The 20,178-nt window shown below is 65.6% G+C and carries 9 protein-coding genes; 2 read left to right on the forward strand and 7 right to left on the reverse strand.

Translation table 11 applies throughout. The features are described 5' to 3' along the window. Window positions 1–89: 89 nt before the first annotated feature. From VT03_RS08705 to VT03_RS08730, 6 genes are all read right to left on the reverse strand, one after another. Window positions 90–6,383 (reverse strand): alpha-2-macroglobulin family protein, encoded by a 6,294-nt coding sequence (locus tag VT03_RS08705; protein WP_082846751.1) that lies wholly within the window; start codon window positions 6,381–6,383, stop codon window positions 90–92. Between the two features lie 429 nt (window positions 6,384–6,812). Further along, window positions 6,813–7,082 (reverse strand): hypothetical protein, encoded by a 270-nt coding sequence (locus VT03_RS33300; RefSeq protein ID WP_156514361.1) that lies wholly within the window; start codon window positions 7,080–7,082, stop codon window positions 6,813–6,815. A gap of 902 nt (window positions 7,083–7,984) precedes the next feature. Continuing rightward, window positions 7,985–10,333, reverse strand: a complete 2,349-nt coding sequence (locus VT03_RS08715) for an HD family phosphohydrolase (protein WP_075092623.1) — start codon at window positions 10,331–10,333, stop codon at window positions 7,985–7,987. A gap of 93 nt (window positions 10,334–10,426) precedes the next feature. Next, window positions 10,427–11,386 (reverse strand): PhoH family protein, encoded by a 960-nt coding sequence (locus VT03_RS08720; protein WP_075092624.1) that lies wholly within the window; start codon window positions 11,384–11,386, stop codon window positions 10,427–10,429. A 427-nt stretch (window positions 11,387–11,813) separates the two neighbouring features. Further along, a complete protein-coding gene (locus tag VT03_RS08725; protein ID WP_075092625.1) occupies window positions 11,814–12,470 on the reverse strand; it encodes a DUF1080 domain-containing protein in 657 nt (218 codons plus the stop codon). Between the two features lie 66 nt (window positions 12,471–12,536). Continuing rightward, window positions 12,537–13,268 carry an SDR family oxidoreductase gene (locus VT03_RS08730; RefSeq protein ID WP_075092626.1) on the reverse strand — a complete coding sequence of 244 codons (732 nt, stop codon included), beginning with the start codon at window positions 13,266–13,268 and terminating at the stop codon, window positions 12,537–12,539. A gap of 592 nt (window positions 13,269–13,860) precedes the next feature. Here VT03_RS08730 and VT03_RS08735 point away from each other — a divergent pair. Further along, a complete protein-coding gene (locus VT03_RS08735) occupies window positions 13,861–15,798 on the forward strand; it encodes a protein kinase domain-containing protein (RefSeq protein WP_082846052.1) in 1,938 nt (645 codons plus the stop codon). Window positions 15,799–15,880: 82 nt separating this feature from the next. Here VT03_RS08735 and VT03_RS08740 read toward each other — a convergent pair whose 3' ends face one another. Further along, the gene (locus VT03_RS08740; protein WP_075092628.1) at window positions 15,881–17,257 is read right to left on the reverse strand and encodes a DUF6513 domain-containing protein; all 1,377 of its coding nucleotides are present in this window, start codon (window positions 17,255–17,257) and stop codon (window positions 15,881–15,883) included. Between the two features lie 274 nt (window positions 17,258–17,531). On the opposite strand from VT03_RS08740, the gene VT03_RS08745 reads away from it, so the two are divergent. Next, window positions 17,532–20,165 carry a cation-translocating P-type ATPase gene (locus VT03_RS08745; protein ID WP_075092629.1) on the forward strand — a complete coding sequence of 878 codons (2,634 nt, stop codon included), beginning with the start codon at window positions 17,532–17,534 and terminating at the stop codon, window positions 20,163–20,165. Window positions 20,166–20,178 lie beyond the last annotated feature (13 nt).

Genomic DNA, 20,178 nt, shown 5'->3' on the forward strand with positions numbered 1-20,178 from the left:
GACGTTTCGAACACTCGAGCTTCGAAACGTCCTCTCGGCCATACCGGATGGCCCGCGAGCGGACCATCCGGGGAGAAAACCCCTGCAGCTTACTCCCGATCCGCAATCCGGACCTTCATTTCATCCGAATTCGCCTTCAATTCCGGAGCATACATCGCCTCGGCCTTCGTCGGCAGGGCGCTGAACTGGCCGGGGATCTCCGCCCGGAGACGGTAGCTGACGCTGTGCTTGCCCCGCTTCAACTGCCGGACAAAGAACGCCACCTTCTCATCCCGGAACTCGACATAAGCTCCCAGGCCGCTCGGCAGGTACCCGCTCTGGAGGTCCACCGGCTCAAAGCCGGCCGCCTTGAAGTCCTCGAACACGAGATACTCGTAGTCGTTCTTCGAGTCGATCTCGAGCTCGATTTCGATCAGGTCTCCGCTCTTCACGATATCGAGGTTCGCCAGCTCGTGGCGGTCGTACTTGACCACCTTCTGCTCGACGACCTGACCGCGAGCCCCCTGGACGGTCGCCGTCGCGTCCTTCTGCTCGGTGAGCTTGTAGAACTTCCGCCCGACCTTGACCTCCAGGCCCGCGGCCTTGATGTCGTCCTCCAGCGAGAAGTTCGTCAGGTAGGCGTTCCAGTAGACCGGCCCCTTGCCGGACTTCCGCAGCTCGATCTTGTGCTCGCCCGTTTCGACCGCGTCGCCGACGAGCGTGAAGGCGTTGTCGAAGCTGAAGAGGTTCTCGGCCGTGACCTTCACCTCCTTGTGCTTCTTACCGTCGATCCAGACCTCGATCGTCATGTCCGGCTTGTCTTCGCCGCTGGCGGTGAGGTAACCGGCCAGGGCTTCGATGCAGACCGCCGTGTCGCGGGTGCTGTTCCAGTACGTCGCATTTTTGCGGTTGTTGAGCAGGTACTTGACGAGCCCCGCCGCCTTCGGATCCTGCGGATTCACCTGCGTCAGGAGCTTCAGGTAGTAGGCGTTCGCCTCGACCCGGTCGCCGTACCAGCACCACCAGTAGCCGGCATGGTTCGGCAGGTCGATGTAGGTCGTCTGGTTCTCGTTGTCCGTGACGACGAACTGTTCGATGTTGCGGAGGATCATGTCCCGCTGCTCGACCTGCTGCTGCTTGTGCAGCGCCAGGCCGAACATCGCCGCGCTGTAGAGCGAGAGCTTCGTCCGGTCGCGGTAGAGGAACCGCTGCATCTCCGGCCCCGCGACGTCGGAGTCGACGAGCATCATGTAGACGAGAGCATCGAGATCGTCCGCCTGGCTGCGATACCGCTCACCGGACTTCGCCTCCCGTTTCTTCGCCGCGATCTCCTCGCCGATCTTGAGGAGCTGGATCTGCTCGTCCTGGTACTGCTTGAGCCACGCGATGCCGCGCTCAAGCGTTCCGGGGACGAGAGCCACGCCGTTCTGCTGCGCGATCTGGAGGCCGTGGACGACGACCGCGGTCGTGTGCGGATAGGAGTGTTCCCCGAAGCCGCTGAACCAGCCCCAGCCGCCGTCGGAGAGCTGCATCTCGGTCAGGTCTTTCACGCCCACCTTGACCATCCGCTCGACCTCGGCCTCGTCGAAGACCGGGTTCCACGAGGGGTCGTGCCAGTTCTTCGTCCCCCGCCGCCAGTCCTCCGCCCGCTTCTGTCCGTCGCCGAGTTCCTGGGCGTTGAGGTTCGTCCGCTTGGCCTGGATCGCCTTGAGGTCGAGCTTCATCCGCTTGAGGATGTTCTGCGTGATGACCGTCGGCAGGAACCGGTTCAGGGTCTGCTCGGTACAACCGTACGGGTAGTCGACGAGGTACGGCAGCGCATCGACCATCGCCCCCGCCAGCGTCGGCGAGTAGCGGATCTCCAGCAGGCTGTCGTTGATCCGCCGCTCCGCCGGGACCTTGACGGTCAGGGCTCCGGCCTCTTCGCCCGGCCGGACGACGCCGGTGAACGACTCGGTCTTGAGCATCCCGTGGACATAGACCGGGAACTTCATCTGCATGGCGTCGGACTCTTCGTCCGTCAGCGCCTTGACCGTGATGACCGCCTCGCCCGCCTGCTTCACGCTGACGATGAAGTCGACCTTGATCTCGCCGTCCGCGGGGATCACGACCTTCTGCGGATTGAGCGTCCGGTCCGCCTTCTCGAGGCACGGACCATCGAGAACGAGCTCGACGACCCCCGCCTTCTCGGTCTTGAGGTAGTTGTGGACGTTGGCGGTGATGAAGACCTGGTCCTTCTCGACGAAGAACCGCGGCGCCTGCAGCCGGACGAGCAGGTTCTTGGAGGTCACGACCTCCGTCGAGCCTTCACCGACGCGGGTCCCCTTCCCGATCGCCCACGCCCGGAGCTTCCAGGCGGTGAGGTTCTCGGGCATCGTCAGCGCGACTTCCGCGATCCCGTCCGCACCGGTCGTGATGTCCCCCTTCCAGAAGGCGGAATCGGCGAAGTTCGTCCGGACCGTCGGCTGAACCATCTCCGCTCCGCCGTCACCTCCCGCAGGTCCTCCCGGCGCCGCCCCCGACGACTTCGCCATCAAGGCATCCGCCGCCATCGGGGCGGCCGAGGCCGGCGCCGGGGGAGCGGCCGCTCCCTCCATCATCTCACCGCCGAGTGAGAAGCGGCGACCGCGTGCGGCCTGCATCTTCGTCGCACCCGCTCCTCGCTGGGCCACCTCGGCTTCGACAACGAGCCCGCCGAAGGCGCCGAGATCCTGCATCGTCGCTTCGCCGCTCTTCACAAGCTGCTGGAACCAGCGGTTGAGGCTGCTGTCGGTGGCGGGATTGTGATGCCGCCGCCACTTCCAGAAGAACTCGCGGATCTCCGGAACATTCGAGCCGCCCGAGATGTACTCGACGGCGCGGTCATACATCGTCAGCGCCATGGAACCGACGAACGGCTTTCCGTCGTTGTCGGTCAGCTTGAGCTTCACGGTCGCCGGCTGGCCCGGCTTGTACTCGCTCGCCGAGGGATCGACCTCGACGTTGATGACCCGCTTCTCCGGCGGGACGACCAGTTCCCTGGCCACGGTGTGGACCTTGCCGTCCGCGACCGTCACCGCCTCGACGAAGAAGTTCGGCATGTCCTTCTGGATGACCTCGATCTCCTCCGTGACGCTCTTCCCTTCCAGCCGGAGAATCCGCGGCTTGCCGTCGTAGATCCCGTTGACCGGCCGGACGAAGAACAGCACCGTCCCCTTGGCCTTGTCGACGTTCACCATGACCCGGGCCTTCTCGCCCGGGGCGTACTCCGCCTTCTCCGGGATCAGTTCGAGATCATTGAACCGGAAACTCTTCCCGTCAAAACCTTCGCCGGCGACGACGAAGAGGTAGCCCCCTTCGATCGTGTGCCGCTCGGCGTCGGTCACCTTGTAGGAGAGCCGGTACTGTCCGGGCTGGGCCGCTTTCACTTCCTGCGCGGCGTGCCCCTCCGCGTCGGTGTCGAGGTTCCACTCCTCGACCGTCTCCTCCTTCGGCACGCCGTCGGCGTCATAGCTCACCTTGAGGAGCAGCAGTTTCCCGCTCCCCTTCACCCCCTTGCCGCTGACCGTCCGGGCCTGGAACTCCGCCTTCACGGTGCTCCCGGCGCGGTAGTGGCCCCGGTCCGTCCAGGCGAAGACCTTAAACGGCTCGCGGGCGACCATCACGTTCCCGGTCCCGACGATGACCCGGCGGGAATTGTCCACGACTTCCGCGGTGATCGTGTACGAGTGGTCCTGGTCTCCGTGGAGCTCCTGCGCCAGGGCGGTGTCGATCTCGACCTCGACCGTCCCGTCCTTTCCGATCTCGACTTCCTGCTCCGCGACGAGCTCCGGCGGCTCCGGATTCCAGCCGATCCAGAAGGGAATCGGCGCGAGACAGCCCCAGCGGCCGTAGCCGGGATACCAGTTCGCCTCGCTGGCGAACCACCAGTAGCCGGGACCGTAGAACCAGTCCCACGGCCGGGCGGGATACCACCGCGCGTTGTGCGGCGAGCGTTCGACCTTGTACTTGACGGTCCCCTCGACGACCGGGGCTCCGAAGTAGTATTTCGCCTTGATCGTGGCGGTGATCTTCTCGCCGAGCATCACCGGCTTGTCCGGCGCATCGACGGTCACTTCGAACTCCGGCTTCTTGTACTCCTCGACCCGGAACGAGACGCTGCCGCCGTAGCGGTTCGGCTTTTCCAGCGTGAGGTTGTACTGGCCGAGCTTGGCCTCGTCCGGGAGAGCGTATTCGCCCAGGACTCCACCGAACTCGTCCGCCTTGAGGTCGAGCTTCTGGACCTCCTGCCCCTGCGGGTCGTGGATGCGGACGGTCACCTGATCCCCCGCGAACAGCGACTTGTCGTCCTTGTCGTACTTCGCCTGCCCAATCCAGAACTTGAACTTCACGGGCTGGGCCGGCCGGTAGACCGGGCGGTCGGTGATACCGTAAACCTTGGTCTCGTTGTACTCCTCGTCATGGCGCTGGCCGTACCAGACGTGGCTGAAGCCCTGGTGCGCGAACCGGCCGTCCGCGGTGCGGACCGTCGTCAGCCACTGGTAGTTGCCATCCATCAGCTTGGGATCGGCCAGCGTGATCCCGTCGGCGTCGGTCGCCTCGGCGAAGTTGGCGGTGAAGAGCTCTTGCTGGTTGGGCTTGCGGTTGTATTCCATCCGCCAGCCGAAGAACTCCATGTTGGCCCGGGGAATCGGTGTTCCGGACGCGGCGTCCGCCACGTAGTAGATCGTCTTCCCGTTCCCCGGCTTGCGGACGATGACCGTGTCGTCGATCCAGATCAGGACGCGGCTCATGTTGCCGTCACTCATCCTGGCCGTCACCAGATAGGCCCCCGCTTTTTCCAGCGGCGTCTCGACCGTGACCCGCCGGTGGAAGTGTTTCTCTCGGGGCTCGACAGCCAGCGTCCAACTGGCGACCGTCTCGCCGAGGTACTTTCGATTGTCCTGCTCGACGATCTGCCAGCCGATGTTGTCGATCTGGATCTTCTGCCAGTCGAGCTGCCGTGGCTTCGACTGGAGATACGTCTTGATGTCCTTCAGGAGTTCCGGAATCTTGACCGCGTGCGCCTCGAAGCGGACCTCCTTGCCGTTGCGGAAGCGGTACTCCAGCGTCGCTTTCTTCCCCGCCGGCAGCGATGAGCCCCCTTCGAAACGGCCCCAGTTCTTGACGATCTGATCGAGACTGTTCTGCCGGAACCCGCTGGGTCCCGGGCCGAATTTCTCGATCCCTGTCCGCCACCACTGGGCGGCAGTCTCGTACTGCTGACGGTTCTCGAAGATCGAAGCGAGCTGATTGACCGACAGTTCGGCCACCCCGAGGTTCGGATCGCTGAGATCCTGGTCGTTCACCAGCCGTTTGAAGATCCGGATCCAGTTGAATTCGTCCGGGACCTTGAACCGCTTGATGCCGGTTGCGAGGCGGGCGATCGTCTCGTCCTCGCCGAGCCCCGGCAGGGCAAAGGGACCGATCTCGTCCTTTCCATCGTTCCCGCCGGGGAGGACGACTCCCCACTGCCGCATGGTCTGGACGTCGAACTGCTGCATCAGGAAGTTCGCGAACCGCCAGTCGACGTCCGCCTGCTGCCGCGCCCCGCGTTTCCCCTCCTGCGCGAGAGCCCACCGCCACCGCTCGCCATCGCTCTTCGCCGCCTCCCAGCTCTCGGGAACGGTGTAGTAGACCGGGTTCCCGTCGGCGTCGACGGGAGCGCCCTTCGGCTGTCCCCCGCCTCCCCACATCCGGCCGCGGCCCCGACCTCGCCCCTGCCAGCCGAACTGGCCCTCCTGGTAGTCCGGCAGAGTCTCCAGGTCCGTCAGTTCCTGCAGCCGCCACGCCTCGGTCCCTTCGCGGCCGGACATCACCGCGTCGCCGAGCTGCCGGTAGAACTGATAGCGATCGTTCTGGTCTTTATCTGCCGCGACGAGCGGCATCGCTTTCACAAGGAGCTGGAGAGCCTCGACCCGATCCCGGTCGATCGTGCCGACGTACTCGCCTCCGCCGCGGTTGTTCCCCCGCTGGAACTTCCCGGCCACGACAAAGCCCCAGTGGTCCCCGTGCAGGAACGCCTGGGCCGCGGCGGCAAGGACTTCGTGGTGTGTCTCGTGCGCCGCGACGACATCGTGGCGAAACGCGTCGACATCGGCCTGCCGCTGGAGCGACTGCAGGCACTGCACGGCCCGGTTCATCGCGTCCGCGGCGACCCGGCCGGCGGTGTCGGGATCCTTGGCGTACCGGGCGAAGACGTCATACGCCTCCTTGAAGTTCCCCTGCTCCTGGAGCTTGACCGCATCTGCAAAGCGGGCTGGTTCGCCGGTCGCCGGTTGAGCCGCCATGAGGTACACCAGTCCTGAGCCGAGGAGGCCAAAGGCCATGAGGCCGACCATCAGGGCCAGCGGGCCGACCAGTCGAAGCGAGCGCGAGCGGCGCATCGGAGTCATCCTTTCCGAGCCCCCTTCCCGGGCCGAATGGCCCTCGTTCCGGGAAGAGGAAGAATCCTGTGAGTGACGTGGCGACTGGATCATAACGGAGGCACTTCTCAACGGCGACGACCCCGGAGAGGACCCCAAGCGGGCTTCTTCGGGCGCCGAATGGACGCCGCCCCGCCGCAGAGAGTTCCCGCGAATTCGCCCCGCGCCGACTGCCGATGCCGACGCAGGCCGTCAGGGCAATCTGGCGGGACTGAGCGTTCCGGGCCCGACCCTGTTGATCGAATTCGGCTCGCATTGGCCGCGGCAGATGGCTTCACGGCAACATGGCTCTACCGCAAAACAACACGTCCCCGGAGAACGAGATCGTTCTCCGGGGACGGCGAGTTCCATCAGCAGCGGATCATCCGTCGGCCAGCGACGGAGAGCCGACTACTTCTTGGCGCAGCAGGTCTTGGCCGCAGCGTGGGCTGCGGTTCCGCAGCCCCCGTCGGAGCAGCAATCCGCCTTGCCGAAGTTGCAGCAGACGCAGTCCGCGCAGGAGGTGCAGTCGCAGTTCGGGCATCCCCCGCCGCCGCTGCAGCAGGCTCCGCCGCAGAGGGCGGCGCAGGAGGCGGGCGTGGCGGCGGACGAGAGAGCCATGCCGGCTCCGGTCATGGCGAATAGCGACAGCGCAGCAGCAAACAGTTTCGTACGAGACATTGTGAAGAATCTCCGATTGAAGGATTCAGGAACGTCCGCGAGGGCGGACACGGGTGTGAACGGGCCGGGACGGAAATCGTCCCGCGGCGAAGCCAGGCGTTCACGCCGCAATCGGAGGGGGCACACAGGGGGGATGCGTCAGCCCGCAGAAGGAATCGCTGACGAGGTCCAGCCTCTCAAGGAGGGGGACTTCGATCTGGAGTCCGCGGACCGCGAGGGCGACCACGGGAATCGAAACGGTGGTGCAGCAGACGCACCCGGAGCAGTTGGTTCCGCAGTGTGAGGAGCCGACGTGGGGGGCTTTGCCGTCGTGGCGATGTGCGGCGGTGGCAGCACAGCAGGTTTTTGCGCCTGATGCGTGATCCGCGGCACAGCATCCGGAGGAGCAGGTCGCACCGCAGCAGGAGTGCTTCACTTGTTCTGTCGTGCCTTGGCCGGCACAGACGCTTGCTCCCGGGACGTGTGCAAATGGCACCGCGAGGGCGATGCAGCAGAGCACAACGATGGCGGGGATGCGGAACATGGCGACTCCATTATCCGCGCAGTGTCGAACTCCGGCAAGCGCATTTCCCGCCTCATCCGGGTCCAGGGGTCACCCTGGTGGGGAGTGCAGAGGGGCAACGCCCCTTTGCCCGCCGGAGGCCTGGCCTGTCTCGATCTCACTGAAGGAGCGCGTGTCCAAACGCGGACAACGTGCCGGATGCTCCCTTACCAACCCGCAGGGATTCCGAAGGCGAGCAGTGAGTCCTCAACGCCGGTTCCACAAAGGGGACGTCCTTTGTGTCCCACGGTTCCTCATGGAAGTGCCTCCGGCGGCAAGGGGGCGTGGCCCCCTTGACCCCAGGCTGCCGTGGCACGTTGGGTTTGACGTGGCATAGCCGAGCCGGCCAAGACGCGGTTCTTTAGGCCCGCTTTGCGTCCGCCGACGGATACCGGACCCGACCGTGATATATCCCAATCAACGACTTGATCAACGACTGCTCAATCTGATGAATATCCGTCAGACGCAGCGAACACTCGTCGAACTGACCATCCATGAGCTTCTTCATGGTGATCTTCTCAACCAGGTTCTCAATCCGACCCGGCGTCGGCTCCTCCAGCGTCCGGCTCGCACTCTCCACCGCGTCCGCCAGCATCAACACCCCCGCCTCGCGGGTCTGCGGCTTCGGCCCCGGATATCGGAACGAATGCTCTTCCGCATCGGTCCGGTGATCCGGGTCCTTCTCGGCATCCTTCCGGGCCTCATGGAAGAAGTACTCCACCAGCGTCGTCCCGTGATGCTGCTGGATGAAGTCAATGATCTGCTGCGGCAAGTGATGCTGCCGCCCCAGCTCCACCCCGTCTTTCACATGCCCAATGATGATCAGCGTGCTCATCGCCGGGTTCAGCGACTCATGGAGGTTCCCCTCCCCCGCCCGGCAGTTCTCGATGAAATACTGCGGCTTCAGCATCTTCCCGATGTCGTGGAAGTAAGCCCCCACGCGGACCAGAAGCCCGTTCGCCCCGATCGACTCCGCCGCCGCCTCGCCAATGCTCCCCACCGCAATCGAGTGGTTGTAAGTCCCCGGCGCCCGCCGGACGAGTTCCTGCAGCAACGGGTGCGACGGGTCGCACAGTTCCAGCAGCTTGATATCGGTCACGACCCCGAAGGTCGACTCAATGAACGGCAAGCTCCCGGCCACCAGATAACCGGCCGCCACACACCAAGCTGCTCCCTTGAGACAGTGGATCAGGAGCGCGTGATTGGACACCACCTCGACAAAGGATTCTGACGCCAGCAGCCCAATCCCCGCGCGAATGAACAGATGCGCCGCCGCCGTCCCAAACCCGATTTTCACGAGCGACGACCGGGAGGCGACCCGCTTGAGGGGCAGCACCGCCGCCCCGCAGGTGGCGATCAGAGTCACGAATTCATCGAGCTGCACCCGCGTGGCGAGCGTCAGGATCAGGCACAGCGAGAACGCCGTCAGCATCGCGACGTCCTGGTTGTAGGCGATGGCGACCACCATCACGAACGTCAGGACCGGGAGGATCTCCCCTCGCAAAGGATCGAGCGACATCCAGCGGGCGACAAAGGCGGTGAACACCACCCCGCCCAGCAAAACCCCCAGCCGATGCGTGCTCTGCGCCAGCCGCGGCTCGTTGAGAACGATATAGAAGCCGCCGATGACGACGAACACGCACAGCATCAGCAGCACGACCGCCATCCGGGCCAGTCGCATCGCCCACGGCACCGTCCGCTCGTTGGCGTCGTATTCATCGTGAAGAACCTGCAGCATCTCGGCGTCGAGCGTCACCCCCGGCGGAACCAGGAGGTCGCCGCGGAGGAACCGCTGCATGAGCTGCGGCACGGCATCGCGGGCCTTGCTCTGGGCCAGACGGGTCTCGCGCTGGTCGAACCGCAGCGTCGGCTCGATGCTGCGGATCAGCCACAGCGAGACCGCCGGGCGGAGTTCGTCCTTGAGGCTGGGATAGGAGAGCCAGGCCTTCCCCAGGTCCCCGGCGTCGTTGAGCTGATCCGCCAGCGTCACCTGCGGCAGCAGGAGGTCGAGGGCCGGGTCTTCTTTGCGTTCGGTCAGAACCCGGATGCGGCTGTCGCGCTGGATGCGGCCCGTGCGGATGTCGTCTTCGGAAATGACCCCGTTGCGCTCGAGAGGACGGATGAACTTGAGGAAGTCGTCCCCGATGTCCTCGATCCGCGTCTGGACGCTCTGCATCCCCTCGGCCACCAGCGTCGCCTTGAGCTGCTCGTACCGGAAAGCGGGGTCGTTGGCCTCAAAGAGCGCCGAGCCGTCGCTGGCGGGAAGGCTCGTCGTGTCCTTCACCAGACCAAAGGCCCGCTGGGTCGCGGGGCTCACCTGGTCGACGGTTGAGGACTGGGCGATTTCACCCAGGGCCGCGCGCAACTGTTGCGGAAGGTCGCGGAGCCGTTCGGGCTCATTGCGGAAGATGAACGGGACTTTCTCTTCGGCCTTGGCCCGTTCGCGGTCGGTCCCCTTTTCGTCGACCCGTTCGAAGTCGATCTTGGCGGCGATCCCGTGCGGAATCTGGTCGCCATTGCGGTAGGAAAAGGGGGCCTTCCAGCTTTCCAGGAGAACCAGGAGCAGGAGCACTGCGCCCACGCACAGGCCCGCCCGCTCGAGGGAGTCCCCCTCCTGCAGAGAGTCAATCAGGCGTTCCCAGAACTTCTGGCGGGGGCGAATCGTTGCCCTGGCCGGAACCCGGGACCGCTTTTGTCCAAAACCGAACATCCAGTGCCCATACAGGCGGATCGACGAGACCCGGATACCGTCCCCTCATCCTCAGGGGCCTCTTCCGGGGTGGCCTACTCTCCCTGGCCAGTCTTAACTTCCGTGCCGTCCCTTTCTTCGTCGCGCTTCGTCATCATACGCCTCCACAATTTCGCGTACGAGCCGATGCCTGACAATATCGAGTCCGGTCAGGGCAACTACGCCGACTCCGTCGATATGTTTGAGTCGGGCGATCGCGTCGTTGAGTCCAGACGGAACGTGAGGCGGCAGATCGGTTTGCGTCGTGTCGCCCGTCACGACCACCTTGGCTCCCTCGCCCATCCGGGTCAGGAACATTTTCATCTGGGTCGTGGTCGTGTTCTGTCCTTCGTCGAGGATGATGAAGGTGGAGTTCAGGGTCCGGCCCCGCATGAAAGCGAGGGGGACGATCTCGATGACGTCCGATTCCATGTACCGGCGGACCTGCTCGTAGTCGAGCATGTCGTTCATGGAGTCGAGGAGCGGGCGGAGGAACGGGTTGACCTTGGCCAGGAGGTCGCCGGGGAGGAAGCCGAGGCGTTCGCCGGCTTCGACGGCGGGGCGGACGAGGACGATTTTCCGGACCTGTTGTCGCCGGAGGGCGTTCACCGCCATGGCGACGGCGAGGTAGGTCTTGCCGCATCCAGCCGGCCCCGTGCAGAAGACGAGGTCATGTTTGCGGATGGCGTCGACGTATTCTTCCTGGCCCCGGGTCTTGGGGGTGACCTTCTTGGCCTTTTCGAGGAGGTCGATGGTGGGGGCGTCGGGCGTCTTGGCGCCGGGGCTGCCTCCGAGGACGCGGGAGAGGTCGTCGTCTTTGAGGATTCCTTTGCGGCGGACGAGGGGGAGGAGTTCGTTGATGACTTCCTGGGCGCGGGGGAGTCGGTCCTCGGGTCCGTCGAGGATGAGTTGTTCGCCGCGGAGGACGATGTTGACGCCGAGGTTCTCGCGCATGCGCCGCACGTGAACGTCCTGGGCTCCGAAGAGGAGGCTGGGATCGTCGTCGGGTGTGAGGGGGATGTTGGCTTGGGGCATGGGCGGTCCGGTGTGGGGGGGCGTGGGGATTCTAGCAGGACGCGGACCACCAGCGCAGGTTCGCCGCGTTGCGTTAAGCAGAGCTGCCATCCCATCAACCGGGTCCAGGGGGTACCCCTGGTGGGGAGTGCAGAGGGGCCTGTGTTGTTTTTCTGGCCCTTTGCCCGCCGGAGGCCTGGCCGTCGAGAGATATCTGAAGCGCGCCGTGTCCAAGCGCGGACACCGCGTCGTATGCCCCCTCACCAACCCGCGGGGAATTCAAAGCGAGCGGTGAGTCCTCATCGCCGGTCCCACAAGGCGGACGCCCGTTGTGTCCCACGGTTCCGCATGGAAGCGCCTCCGGCGGCAAGGGGGTGAGACCCCCTTGACCCCGGCTGCCGTGGCACGTTGGGTTTAGCAAATAGAGCCGTACCGGAAAGGACGGTCTTCAGAGCGGCTTGATCCGGATGTTGCGCCAAGCGACCTGGTAAGGCCCGGCCCCCTTCGCAATCCCATGCACCTGCAACCCAAGGAATCCCTTCGGATGCGTCTTGTAGATCTCCTCATGCGTCAGGTCCGCCACCGGCTGACCATTGATCCACGTCTGAATCCGCGGCCCCTTCGCCACCACACGGTACTTGTTCCACTCCCCGTCCTTGATGTGCTTGTGGAACTTCCGGTCCTCGTCCTTCACCAGCCAGCCGTACTTCGTCGCCTCGCCATAAATGTAACCCGCCTCCGGAGCCGGATTGTCGCTCGCCTCAATCTCCACCTGCGGACCATTCACCCGGCCGTCGTTCGTCCCGCCGACCGTCTGCGAGCGGATCTGAACACCGGAGTTCAGCTCCTTGTCGCATTTCACCTCGAACTCCAGTTCGAAGTCCCCGAACTCCTCCTTCGAACACAGGAACGAGTTCGGGCTCCCCTCATTCGTCTTGCCGAGAATCGTGCCATCCTCGACGCGATAGGTCGCGGTGCCGTTCTTCTGCTCCCAGCCATCGAGGGACTTCCCGTCGAAGAGCGACTTCCAGCCGTCTTCAGCGGCGAAGACCGGAAGCGCAAGAGCCAGGGCGAGACCAGCGGCAAAACGTGCGAGCGTTTTCATAGGGAGGTCGCAAGTGTGTGGTTGTGGGTGGCAAGAAGGACGAGTCCGTTTTCCAGACCGGTCTGGTCAGCAGAACTCCTGCGTCGTCGGCTTGATGACGAGGTCCGGCACATGCGCCCGCGGCGGCAGCGCCGCGACCGCCAGGATCATCGAGGCAATGTCGTCCGGCTGCAGGATCCGCGCCCGGTGCTCGACCGAAACCGGAACAGGCCGTGCATCGAGAATCGGAGTTTCGACTTCGCCCGGATAGACGTTCGTCACCCGGATCCCGTTGTTCCGCTCCTCGAGAGCCACGCAGGTTCCGAGCGCCGTCATGGCAAACTTCGAGGCGCTGTAGGCCACACCGCCGAGAGGACTCGCCCGCAACCCGGCGACCGACGAAATATTGATGATCAGTCCGTCCTTCCGCTCCCGCATCTGCGGCAGGACATAGTGAATCGTGTTGAACGCCCCGGTGACGTTCACCTGCATCAGCTTGTCCCAGTCCGCGGGATCGAGCGCCGCCATCGTCCGCTTCGGAACGTTGATCCCGGCACTGTTGAGAAGGATGTCGACGCGCCCCATCTCCCGCGTCGCCCACGCCACGACCTCGTCGGCGTTCGCGCGGACCGAGACGTCCCCCGCAAAGGTCAGGATCGGCGGATCCTTCGGTCCCTTGGCCGCCACTTCCTTGAGCTTGTCTTCCCGCCGCCCGGTAATGGCCACGCGGCATCCCGCCTTGGCGAAGGCCAGCGCACAACCGGCGCCGATCCCTGTCCCCCCTCCGGTCACCAGGACCGTCTTTCCTGCGAGCGACATCACTGCACTTTCTCTGAGATTCAGATGAGCACGGACCTTGTGGGCGCGACCAATGGCTTGGCGACGGCGTCCGATTTCTCCATACGGTAGGGCCGCCACCTGCGGACGCAACCGAACCCACCGTTCCCGTCCGCCCTGGAACCAGCGTTGCGACCTTCCTCACACCTTAGCACGTGCTTTGCAATCGTCGCGGATTGGTGAGGGGCATACGGCACGTTGTGCGAGTTTGGACACTCACTCCTTCAGACATCTCCCGACGGTCAGGCCTCCGGCGGGCAAGGGGCTAACAAAACGACACAGGCCCCCTTGCATCCCCCACCAGGGTGCCCCTGGCCCCGGTCGACCTGCGACGGCACTCGAACTCGCGGCACAACAGGCATAGACAGCGCATCCGACATCCCCGGCACCTCCCACCCCGGCCAGCCAAACCCGCAGAACTCCGCCCGCCTCCCCACCGCTCCCCGGAATTCCCCGGCAGCGCGCTATCTAACACCCTCGTCATCCAGCCACACGTGCCATGTTCATCGTGGGCCGTTGTCTTTCGTGAACAGGGCGGTGGAACTCCCCCCCGCGAACGACGACTCACGGTTTCATGGCATCACTCCTCATGGTTGGCTGGGATCAACTCCGACTCGCCGCATTCCAGGAGGCCCCCGAGTGTCAATTCACCGGGCAGGTCAAGCTCCCGGTCGTCCCCCAATGCGTCATCCGCTTCACCCATGAAGCCGACCGCCGCGAAGCCGACGTCTACAAGCTCTCCCAGATCCTCGAATCGGACTCGGCTCTCACCGCGGAACTCCTCCGCCACGTCAACTCCGCCCTCACCGGACTCCGCGCCCGCGTCCAGTCGGTCCGCAGCGCCCTGATGGCCGTCGGCATCCGCCGCTCCAAGGCCCTGGTCCTCACCGCCGCCCTCCGCAACGCCACCAAGAGCGTCAAGTCCCCCCTCATCCCGGCCAACCGGTTCCAGGAAGAGAACGTCGAACGGGCCCTCTTCGCCCTCGAAACCGCCCGTGTCCTCGGACGCGACATGGAACTGGCATACCTCGGCGGGATGGTCCAGGACCTGATTCTCCCGCACCTGACCGCCATCCACCGCGACGCCTACCAGCACTTCTCCCACGACATCCCCCTCGCGTCGTTCGAGCGATCGACGTTCAACTGGGACCACGCCGTGGCCGCCGCCCGGCTGCTGAACCAGTGGGGCTTCCCGGACGAACTCACCCTGGGAGTCCTGTACCACCACGACCTCGAGCGGATCCTCGCCCGGGACGAACTGAAGAACTCCGCCATCCTGCCGATCGCCGCGGCCGCTCTCCTCCCCGACTGCCTCGGGCAGTCGCCGGACGGGCTGATGATGCTGCTCACCCTGCAGGAGGAGCTCCCCGGCTTTCAGTTCCTGGAGATCGCGGCGGCGGTGGACGACGCCATCTCGGCCTTCGAGACGACCGACGAGAACCGCGTCCCGCTGTGCGAGCGGCTCGGCAACCTGGCGATGCAGCATCTCGAGCAGCACCGCCAGGACACGGTCGTGATGCAGAAGCACATCGGCCACTACTTCCTGGAGGGAGAGATCGGCCGGGGAGGGATGGGGGTCGTCTACCGCGCCCGCCACGACATGCTCAAGCGGCCCGCCGCCCTCAAGCTCCTGCTCTCGCCCGACCTGACCCCCAACATGATCCAGCGGTTCGAGGAGGAGGTTCAGCGGACGAGCCAGCTCACGAACCCCAACACGATCGGGATCTACGACTACGGCGTCACCCCCGCCGGGCTCTTCTACTACGCGATGGAATTCATCGACGGCATCACGCTGATGCGGCTCGTGCAGCAGTACGGACCGCAGCGCGAGGGGCGGGTGATCCACCTCCTGCTCCAGGCCTGCCACTCGATCGCCGACGCCCACGCGAACGGCCTGATCCACCGGGACATCAAGCCGGAAAACATCATGGTCGCCAGCCGCGGCGGCGTGAACGACATGGTCAAGGTCCTCGACTTCGGCCTCGCCAAGCCGGCCAAAGCCCTGTCGCAGGCGGACAGCGCCTACGGCATGAGCGGCACACCGCTCTACATGGCTCCGGACGCCATGACGCCCCCCTTCATCGTCGACGCCCGCACGGACATTTACAGCCTGGGGGCGGTCGCTTATTTCCTGCTGACCGGAGAGCCGGTCTTCACCGGGGACGACGTCCGGGAGATCCTGACCCAGCACGCCACCGTGGCCCCCATGCCCCCGTCGCTCCGGTCGGGGCGGACCGTCGCCGACGATCTGGAACAGATCATTCTCAAGTGCCTGGCCAAGCGCCCCGCGGAACGGTTCCAGAGCGCAAGCGAACTGATCGACGCGCTGCACGCCTGCCGGTCGGCCAAGGAGTGGACGCTCCGCGACGCCGCCGCCTGGTGGGGCGAACACAAGGACGTCGTCGCCTCCAGCAGCATCGCGCCGCTGCATCCCTCGGATGTGGAGACGATGCTCGTCCCCAAGGCGCTCCTCGAAGAGATCAGCAAGCGCGCGGTCGCCACCGCGAAGTAGGCCACCGGCGAGCGGGGAACGTCAGTCCCCTGATCCCCCTCGATACTGCACGCAGCCGGAACCGCCTCCCCGCACGCCCCGGTCACGCCCCCCGCAGGTCGTGACTCCCCTTCTCTTCCACCGTCAAAAAACCCCATCGCAGGGCCCGGTCCTGCTGGTACTGCTTCCCGAGCGTCAGCGCGGTGACCGCCTTCGCCAGCTCATACCCCAGATAGAAGGCGTGCGCGGCATCGACCGGCGACGCCTGCTGAAACGCTTCGAACAGCTCGAACGCATCGCGGCCCCGCCAGTAACCGTCGCGGTTCATGACGTGGATCTCCCCCCGCTCGACGAAGATCCGGAAGTTCGGATCCTGAATTTGCCGCGCGATCCCCTCCAGCTCCGCCGCGCCAAGCTCCTTGACCCGCGAGTCCCGCAGGAGCACCAGCGACGAGTCGACGTGCTTCGGAAGCGTCCGCTGGTCGACCGCGAACTTCACCAGCCGGCGGGCGGCATCGAACTCGCGAACCGCCGAGCGGGCCCACCCGATGACCTCCGTCGTCAGGACCGAGGTGACGCCGATCTCCTGGCAGATCCCCGCCAGCAGCAGGCTCATCCCCGCCGTATCGGCCTCCGCCAGTTCAGTGACGTTGCCGATCCCCATCATCATCGGCAGATCGGGCCACCGTCGACGGGCCTCGAAGTAGCGGGCCAGTGACGCCGAGAACCCGAACGCGATCGGCTCGAGAATCGGATCGATCCGGAACCGGGCTCCCGCGGTCCGCAGCGCGTCGATGGTGCGATCGAGCGAGTCGAGATCGCTCGGAGTGTCGGGGATCGCCACGACCTCCGCCGACAGCCGCGACGCCCACTCGATATTGGTCGAGTTCACACTGAGAACCAGATCCGCCCCCGCGGCGACAGCCGCCTCAACCTCCGCCCGGTCGAAACTGTCGATCGAGACCCGGTGCCCTTCCCGCACGAGCGCGGCCACGCACGCCCCGGTGCCGCTCCACGACTCCCCCGGAATGCACCCGACGTCGATCCGGTCCGCGCCGCTCTCGCGAAAGTGCTCCGCCATCCGCAGGACCGCCTCGGGGGCCATTCGCGGAGCGTGATTGACCTCGGCCAGGATCTCGATGTCGTACCGGCTCAAGTCCGCCTGCTTCCGGCCCCCCAGGCCAAAGTATTCGGGAAGGTCCAGGATATCCTTCGGCCCCCGCTCGAACGGCACCTGGAAGGACTCCTGCAGCGCCCCCAGGTCTCCCTGCACCCACCCCGGCACAACGACCCGGTCGACCTGCTCGGGGACCGAAAGCCGCCGCCGGATCAGGTCGACGTGCATCAGGGCCGCCACGCTCAGGCCCAGGACCGCCACTTCTCCTTCGAACCCCGCCCGCTCCGAGACGTCCGAGACGACGCGGCGCACGACATCTTCCGCCAGACGGCCGGTGACGAAGAGAAGGCGGGAAGGAGACACGGGTTCCTGGGCTCGTGGGAGGCTCGTCACGCACGATACTCGCGCGGCGTCGAATGCGATACTTGGCCGCGCCGGGCGTCTCCGTCCTGATGGTCTTCGCGCCATCACGGCCGCTCGCCGCTGGCTCCGCCCCCGGGAATCGGCGCCGGGGTCCCCCCATTGCGGTGATCCGAAAAGATAACACTTTCGTTATCTTCGGTTTGGCAAGTCTCTTGCAGAATGACCTGCTCGGGACCGACAACAGTGGGATCTGGACCAGGGAGCCGAGTGAACCATGCCGGAAGTCTCGTGGAAAGTCGATGCACCCCATGCACTTCCAGCCGACGAACTCTCGCGGACGCTGAAGACGGACCTCTCCAAGGGGCTGACCGATGACGAAGCCCGCCGCCGGCTCGAGCAAGTCGGGCCGAACCGGATCGCCGATGCCCGGAAACGGACACCGTGGCAGATCCTCGTCGCCCAGTTCCTGGAGTTCATGTCCCTGCTCCTGGCCGGCGCGGGGCTCCTCAGCCTTCTCGTCGGCGAATGGATCGACGCGGTCCTGATCTTCCTGATCGTCATCGCCAACGGGCTCCTCGGCTTCTCGCAGGAATGGCGGGCGGACAACGCCATCGACTCGCTGAAGAAGCTCACCGTCCCCAAGGCCCGTGTCCATCGCGGCGGCCGGATCCAGGAGGTCCCTGCCGAGGACCTCGTTCCCGGGGACGTCGTCGACGTCAAAGCGGGGGACGTCGTCCCCGCCGATGCCCGGCTGATCACGGCGGTCGATCTGGAAGCGGAGGAGTCGGCTCTCACCGGCGAATCGCTCCCCTCCGAGAAGGCGACCGACCCCCTCGATCCCCGCAGCTCGATCGGGGACCGGCACAATATGCTCCACATGGGGACCGCGGTCGCCCGCGGCCGCGGCGTGGCGATCGTCACCGCCACGGCGATGCAGACCGAACTCGGTCAGATCGCCCACATGCTGGAGTCGACGAAAGCCCAGGCCACCCCGCTGGAGGAGCGGCTCGAAAAGTTGACCCGGACCCTGGCGCTAGCGGTCTGCCTGATCGCGGTCGCGGTGTTCGTGATCGGCGTTGTCCGGGAGCGGTCGTCGGACTGGAACCGGGACCTCATCGCGCGAATGCTCCTGACCGCGGTCAGCCTCGGCGTGGCGGCGATTCCCGAAGGTCTCCCGGCGGTGATCACGATCTCGCTCGCCCTGGGAGCTCAGCGGATGGCGAAGCGGAACGCGATCATCCGCAAGCTGGCGGCGGTCGAAACGCTCGGCACGATCGACGTCATCTGCACCGACAAGACCGGCACGCTGACGCAGAACATCATGACCCTGGCCGACCTCAAGCCGGCCAACGACTCACCGGAAGGAAAGACGCAGCTCCTGGAGGCGATGGCGCTCTGCAACGACGCCGAGTTCTCCGGCGAGAAGGTGGTCGGCTCCGGGACCGAAGCGGCCCTCCTGCAGGGAGCGGTGAAGCAGAGCTTCGACGTCGGCAAGGCGCGGAAGGAACGCCCCCGCGTGGCGGAGATCCCGTTCTCGTCCGACCGCAAGCGGATGAGCACCCTGCATCGCCGCGGCGACAGCTGGGAGCTGATCGTCAAAGGGGCCTCGGACCGGATCCTGCCGCAATGCGCAAACGCGGCCGGCGTGTCGACCGACGAGTGGGTTCGCCGGAGCGAAGAGCTGGCGGGGCGTGGCCAGCGGGTGCTCGCCTTCGCCCGGCGGTCCTGGAGTTCCGAGACGCTCCCCGATCCGCCGCACGAAGCCGAGAAGGACCTCGAATTCCTCGGGCTCGTCGGCCTCGTCGATCCGGTCCGTCCCGAGGCGAAAGCGGCCATCGAACGCTGCCTCGCGGCCGGAATCACCCCTGTCATGATCACCGGCGACCATCCCGGCACGGCCCGGGCGATCGCCGACGGCGTGGGCATCCTCAAGACGAACGGCAAGGTCATGGACGGCCCCACGCTGGACGACCTGTCGCAGGAAGACCTGGAGAAGCAGGTTCACGAAATCGCGGTCTACGCCCGCGTCTCCCCCGCCCACAAGCTGCGGATCGTTCAGGCGCACCAGGCCCGGGGCCGGACCGCGGCGATGACCGGCGACGGCGTGAACGATGCCCCCGCTCTCAAGCAGGCGGACATCGGGATCGCGATGGGGATCACGGGGACGGATGTCTCCCGCGAAGCGTCGGCGATGGTCCTGGCGGACGACAACTTCGCGACGATCATCCGCGCCATCGAGGAAGGCCGCGTCGTCTACGACAACCTCCGGAAGTTCATCGCCTACCTGTTGACGACGAACGCCGCGGAGGTCTTCGTCATCCTCTCGGCGCTCATCGCCGGGATGCCGATGCCGCTCCTGCCGATTCACATCCTGTGGATCAACCTCGTGACGGACGGCCTTCCCGCCCTCGCGCTCGCCTTCGAGCCGGCGGAGGAGAACACGATGACGCGCCCGCCGCGGGGACGGAACGAGAGCCTGTTCTCAGGAGGGGTCGGCCGGTCCATCATCGTGATGGGGGCCGTGATGGCGCTGACGTGTTTCATCCTGTTTGTGGTCGCGCTGGGAGGGATTCAGACGGGACCGGTCGAGAGCGAGACGCTTTCGCGGGGCCGGACGCTGGTCTTCTCGGTCCTCTCGGTCACGCAGCTCTTTTATGTCCTGGGGATGCGGTCGCTGACGGAGTCGATCTGGACGCGGGGCGTGTTTGCGAACCGTCGGCTCATCGGCGCGGTCGTCATCGCGTTGGTGCTGCAGGTGGCGATCGTCTACATCCCGTTCTTCCAGAACATCTTCCACACGGCGCACCTGACGGTGCCGGACCTGCTGCTGGTCGCGCTCCTGTCGGCCATTCCGCTGGCGGCTCTCGAAGTCTGGAAGGTGATCGCCCGCCGGCGGACCGCCGCCTGATCGCCCGGACGCG

The sequence above is a fragment of the Planctomyces sp. SH-PL14 genome (genome assembly GCF_001610835.1).
Classification (GTDB): Bacteria; Planctomycetota; Planctomycetia; order Planctomycetales; family Planctomycetaceae; genus Planctomyces_A.

Excerpts from the sequence above, each read along its gene's own strand:
- VT03_RS08705 (WP_082846751.1), bottom strand. The coding sequence starts at position 6,383 with ATGCGCCGCTCGCGCTCGCTTCGACTGGTCGGCCCGCTGGCCCTGATG.
- VT03_RS33300 (WP_156514361.1), bottom strand. The coding sequence starts at position 7,082 with ATGTCTCGTACGAAACTGTTTGCTGCTGCGCTGTCGCTATTCGCCATG.
- VT03_RS08715 (WP_075092623.1), bottom strand. The coding sequence starts at position 10,333 with ATGTTCGGTTTTGGACAAAAGCGGTCCCGGGTTCCGGCCAGGGCAACG.
- VT03_RS08720 (WP_075092624.1), bottom strand. The coding sequence starts at position 11,386 with ATGCCCCAAGCCAACATCCCCCTCACACCCGACGACGATCCCAGCCTC.
- VT03_RS08725 (WP_075092625.1), bottom strand. The coding sequence starts at position 12,470 with ATGAAAACGCTCGCACGTTTTGCCGCTGGTCTCGCCCTGGCTCTTGCG.
- VT03_RS08730 (WP_075092626.1), bottom strand. The coding sequence starts at position 13,268 with ATGTCGCTCGCAGGAAAGACGGTCCTGGTGACCGGAGGGGGGACAGGG.
- VT03_RS08735 (WP_082846052.1), top strand. The coding sequence starts at position 13,861 with ATGGCATCACTCCTCATGGTTGGCTGGGATCAACTCCGACTCGCCGCA.
- VT03_RS08745 (WP_075092629.1), top strand. The coding sequence starts at position 17,532 with ATGCCGGAAGTCTCGTGGAAAGTCGATGCACCCCATGCACTTCCAGCC.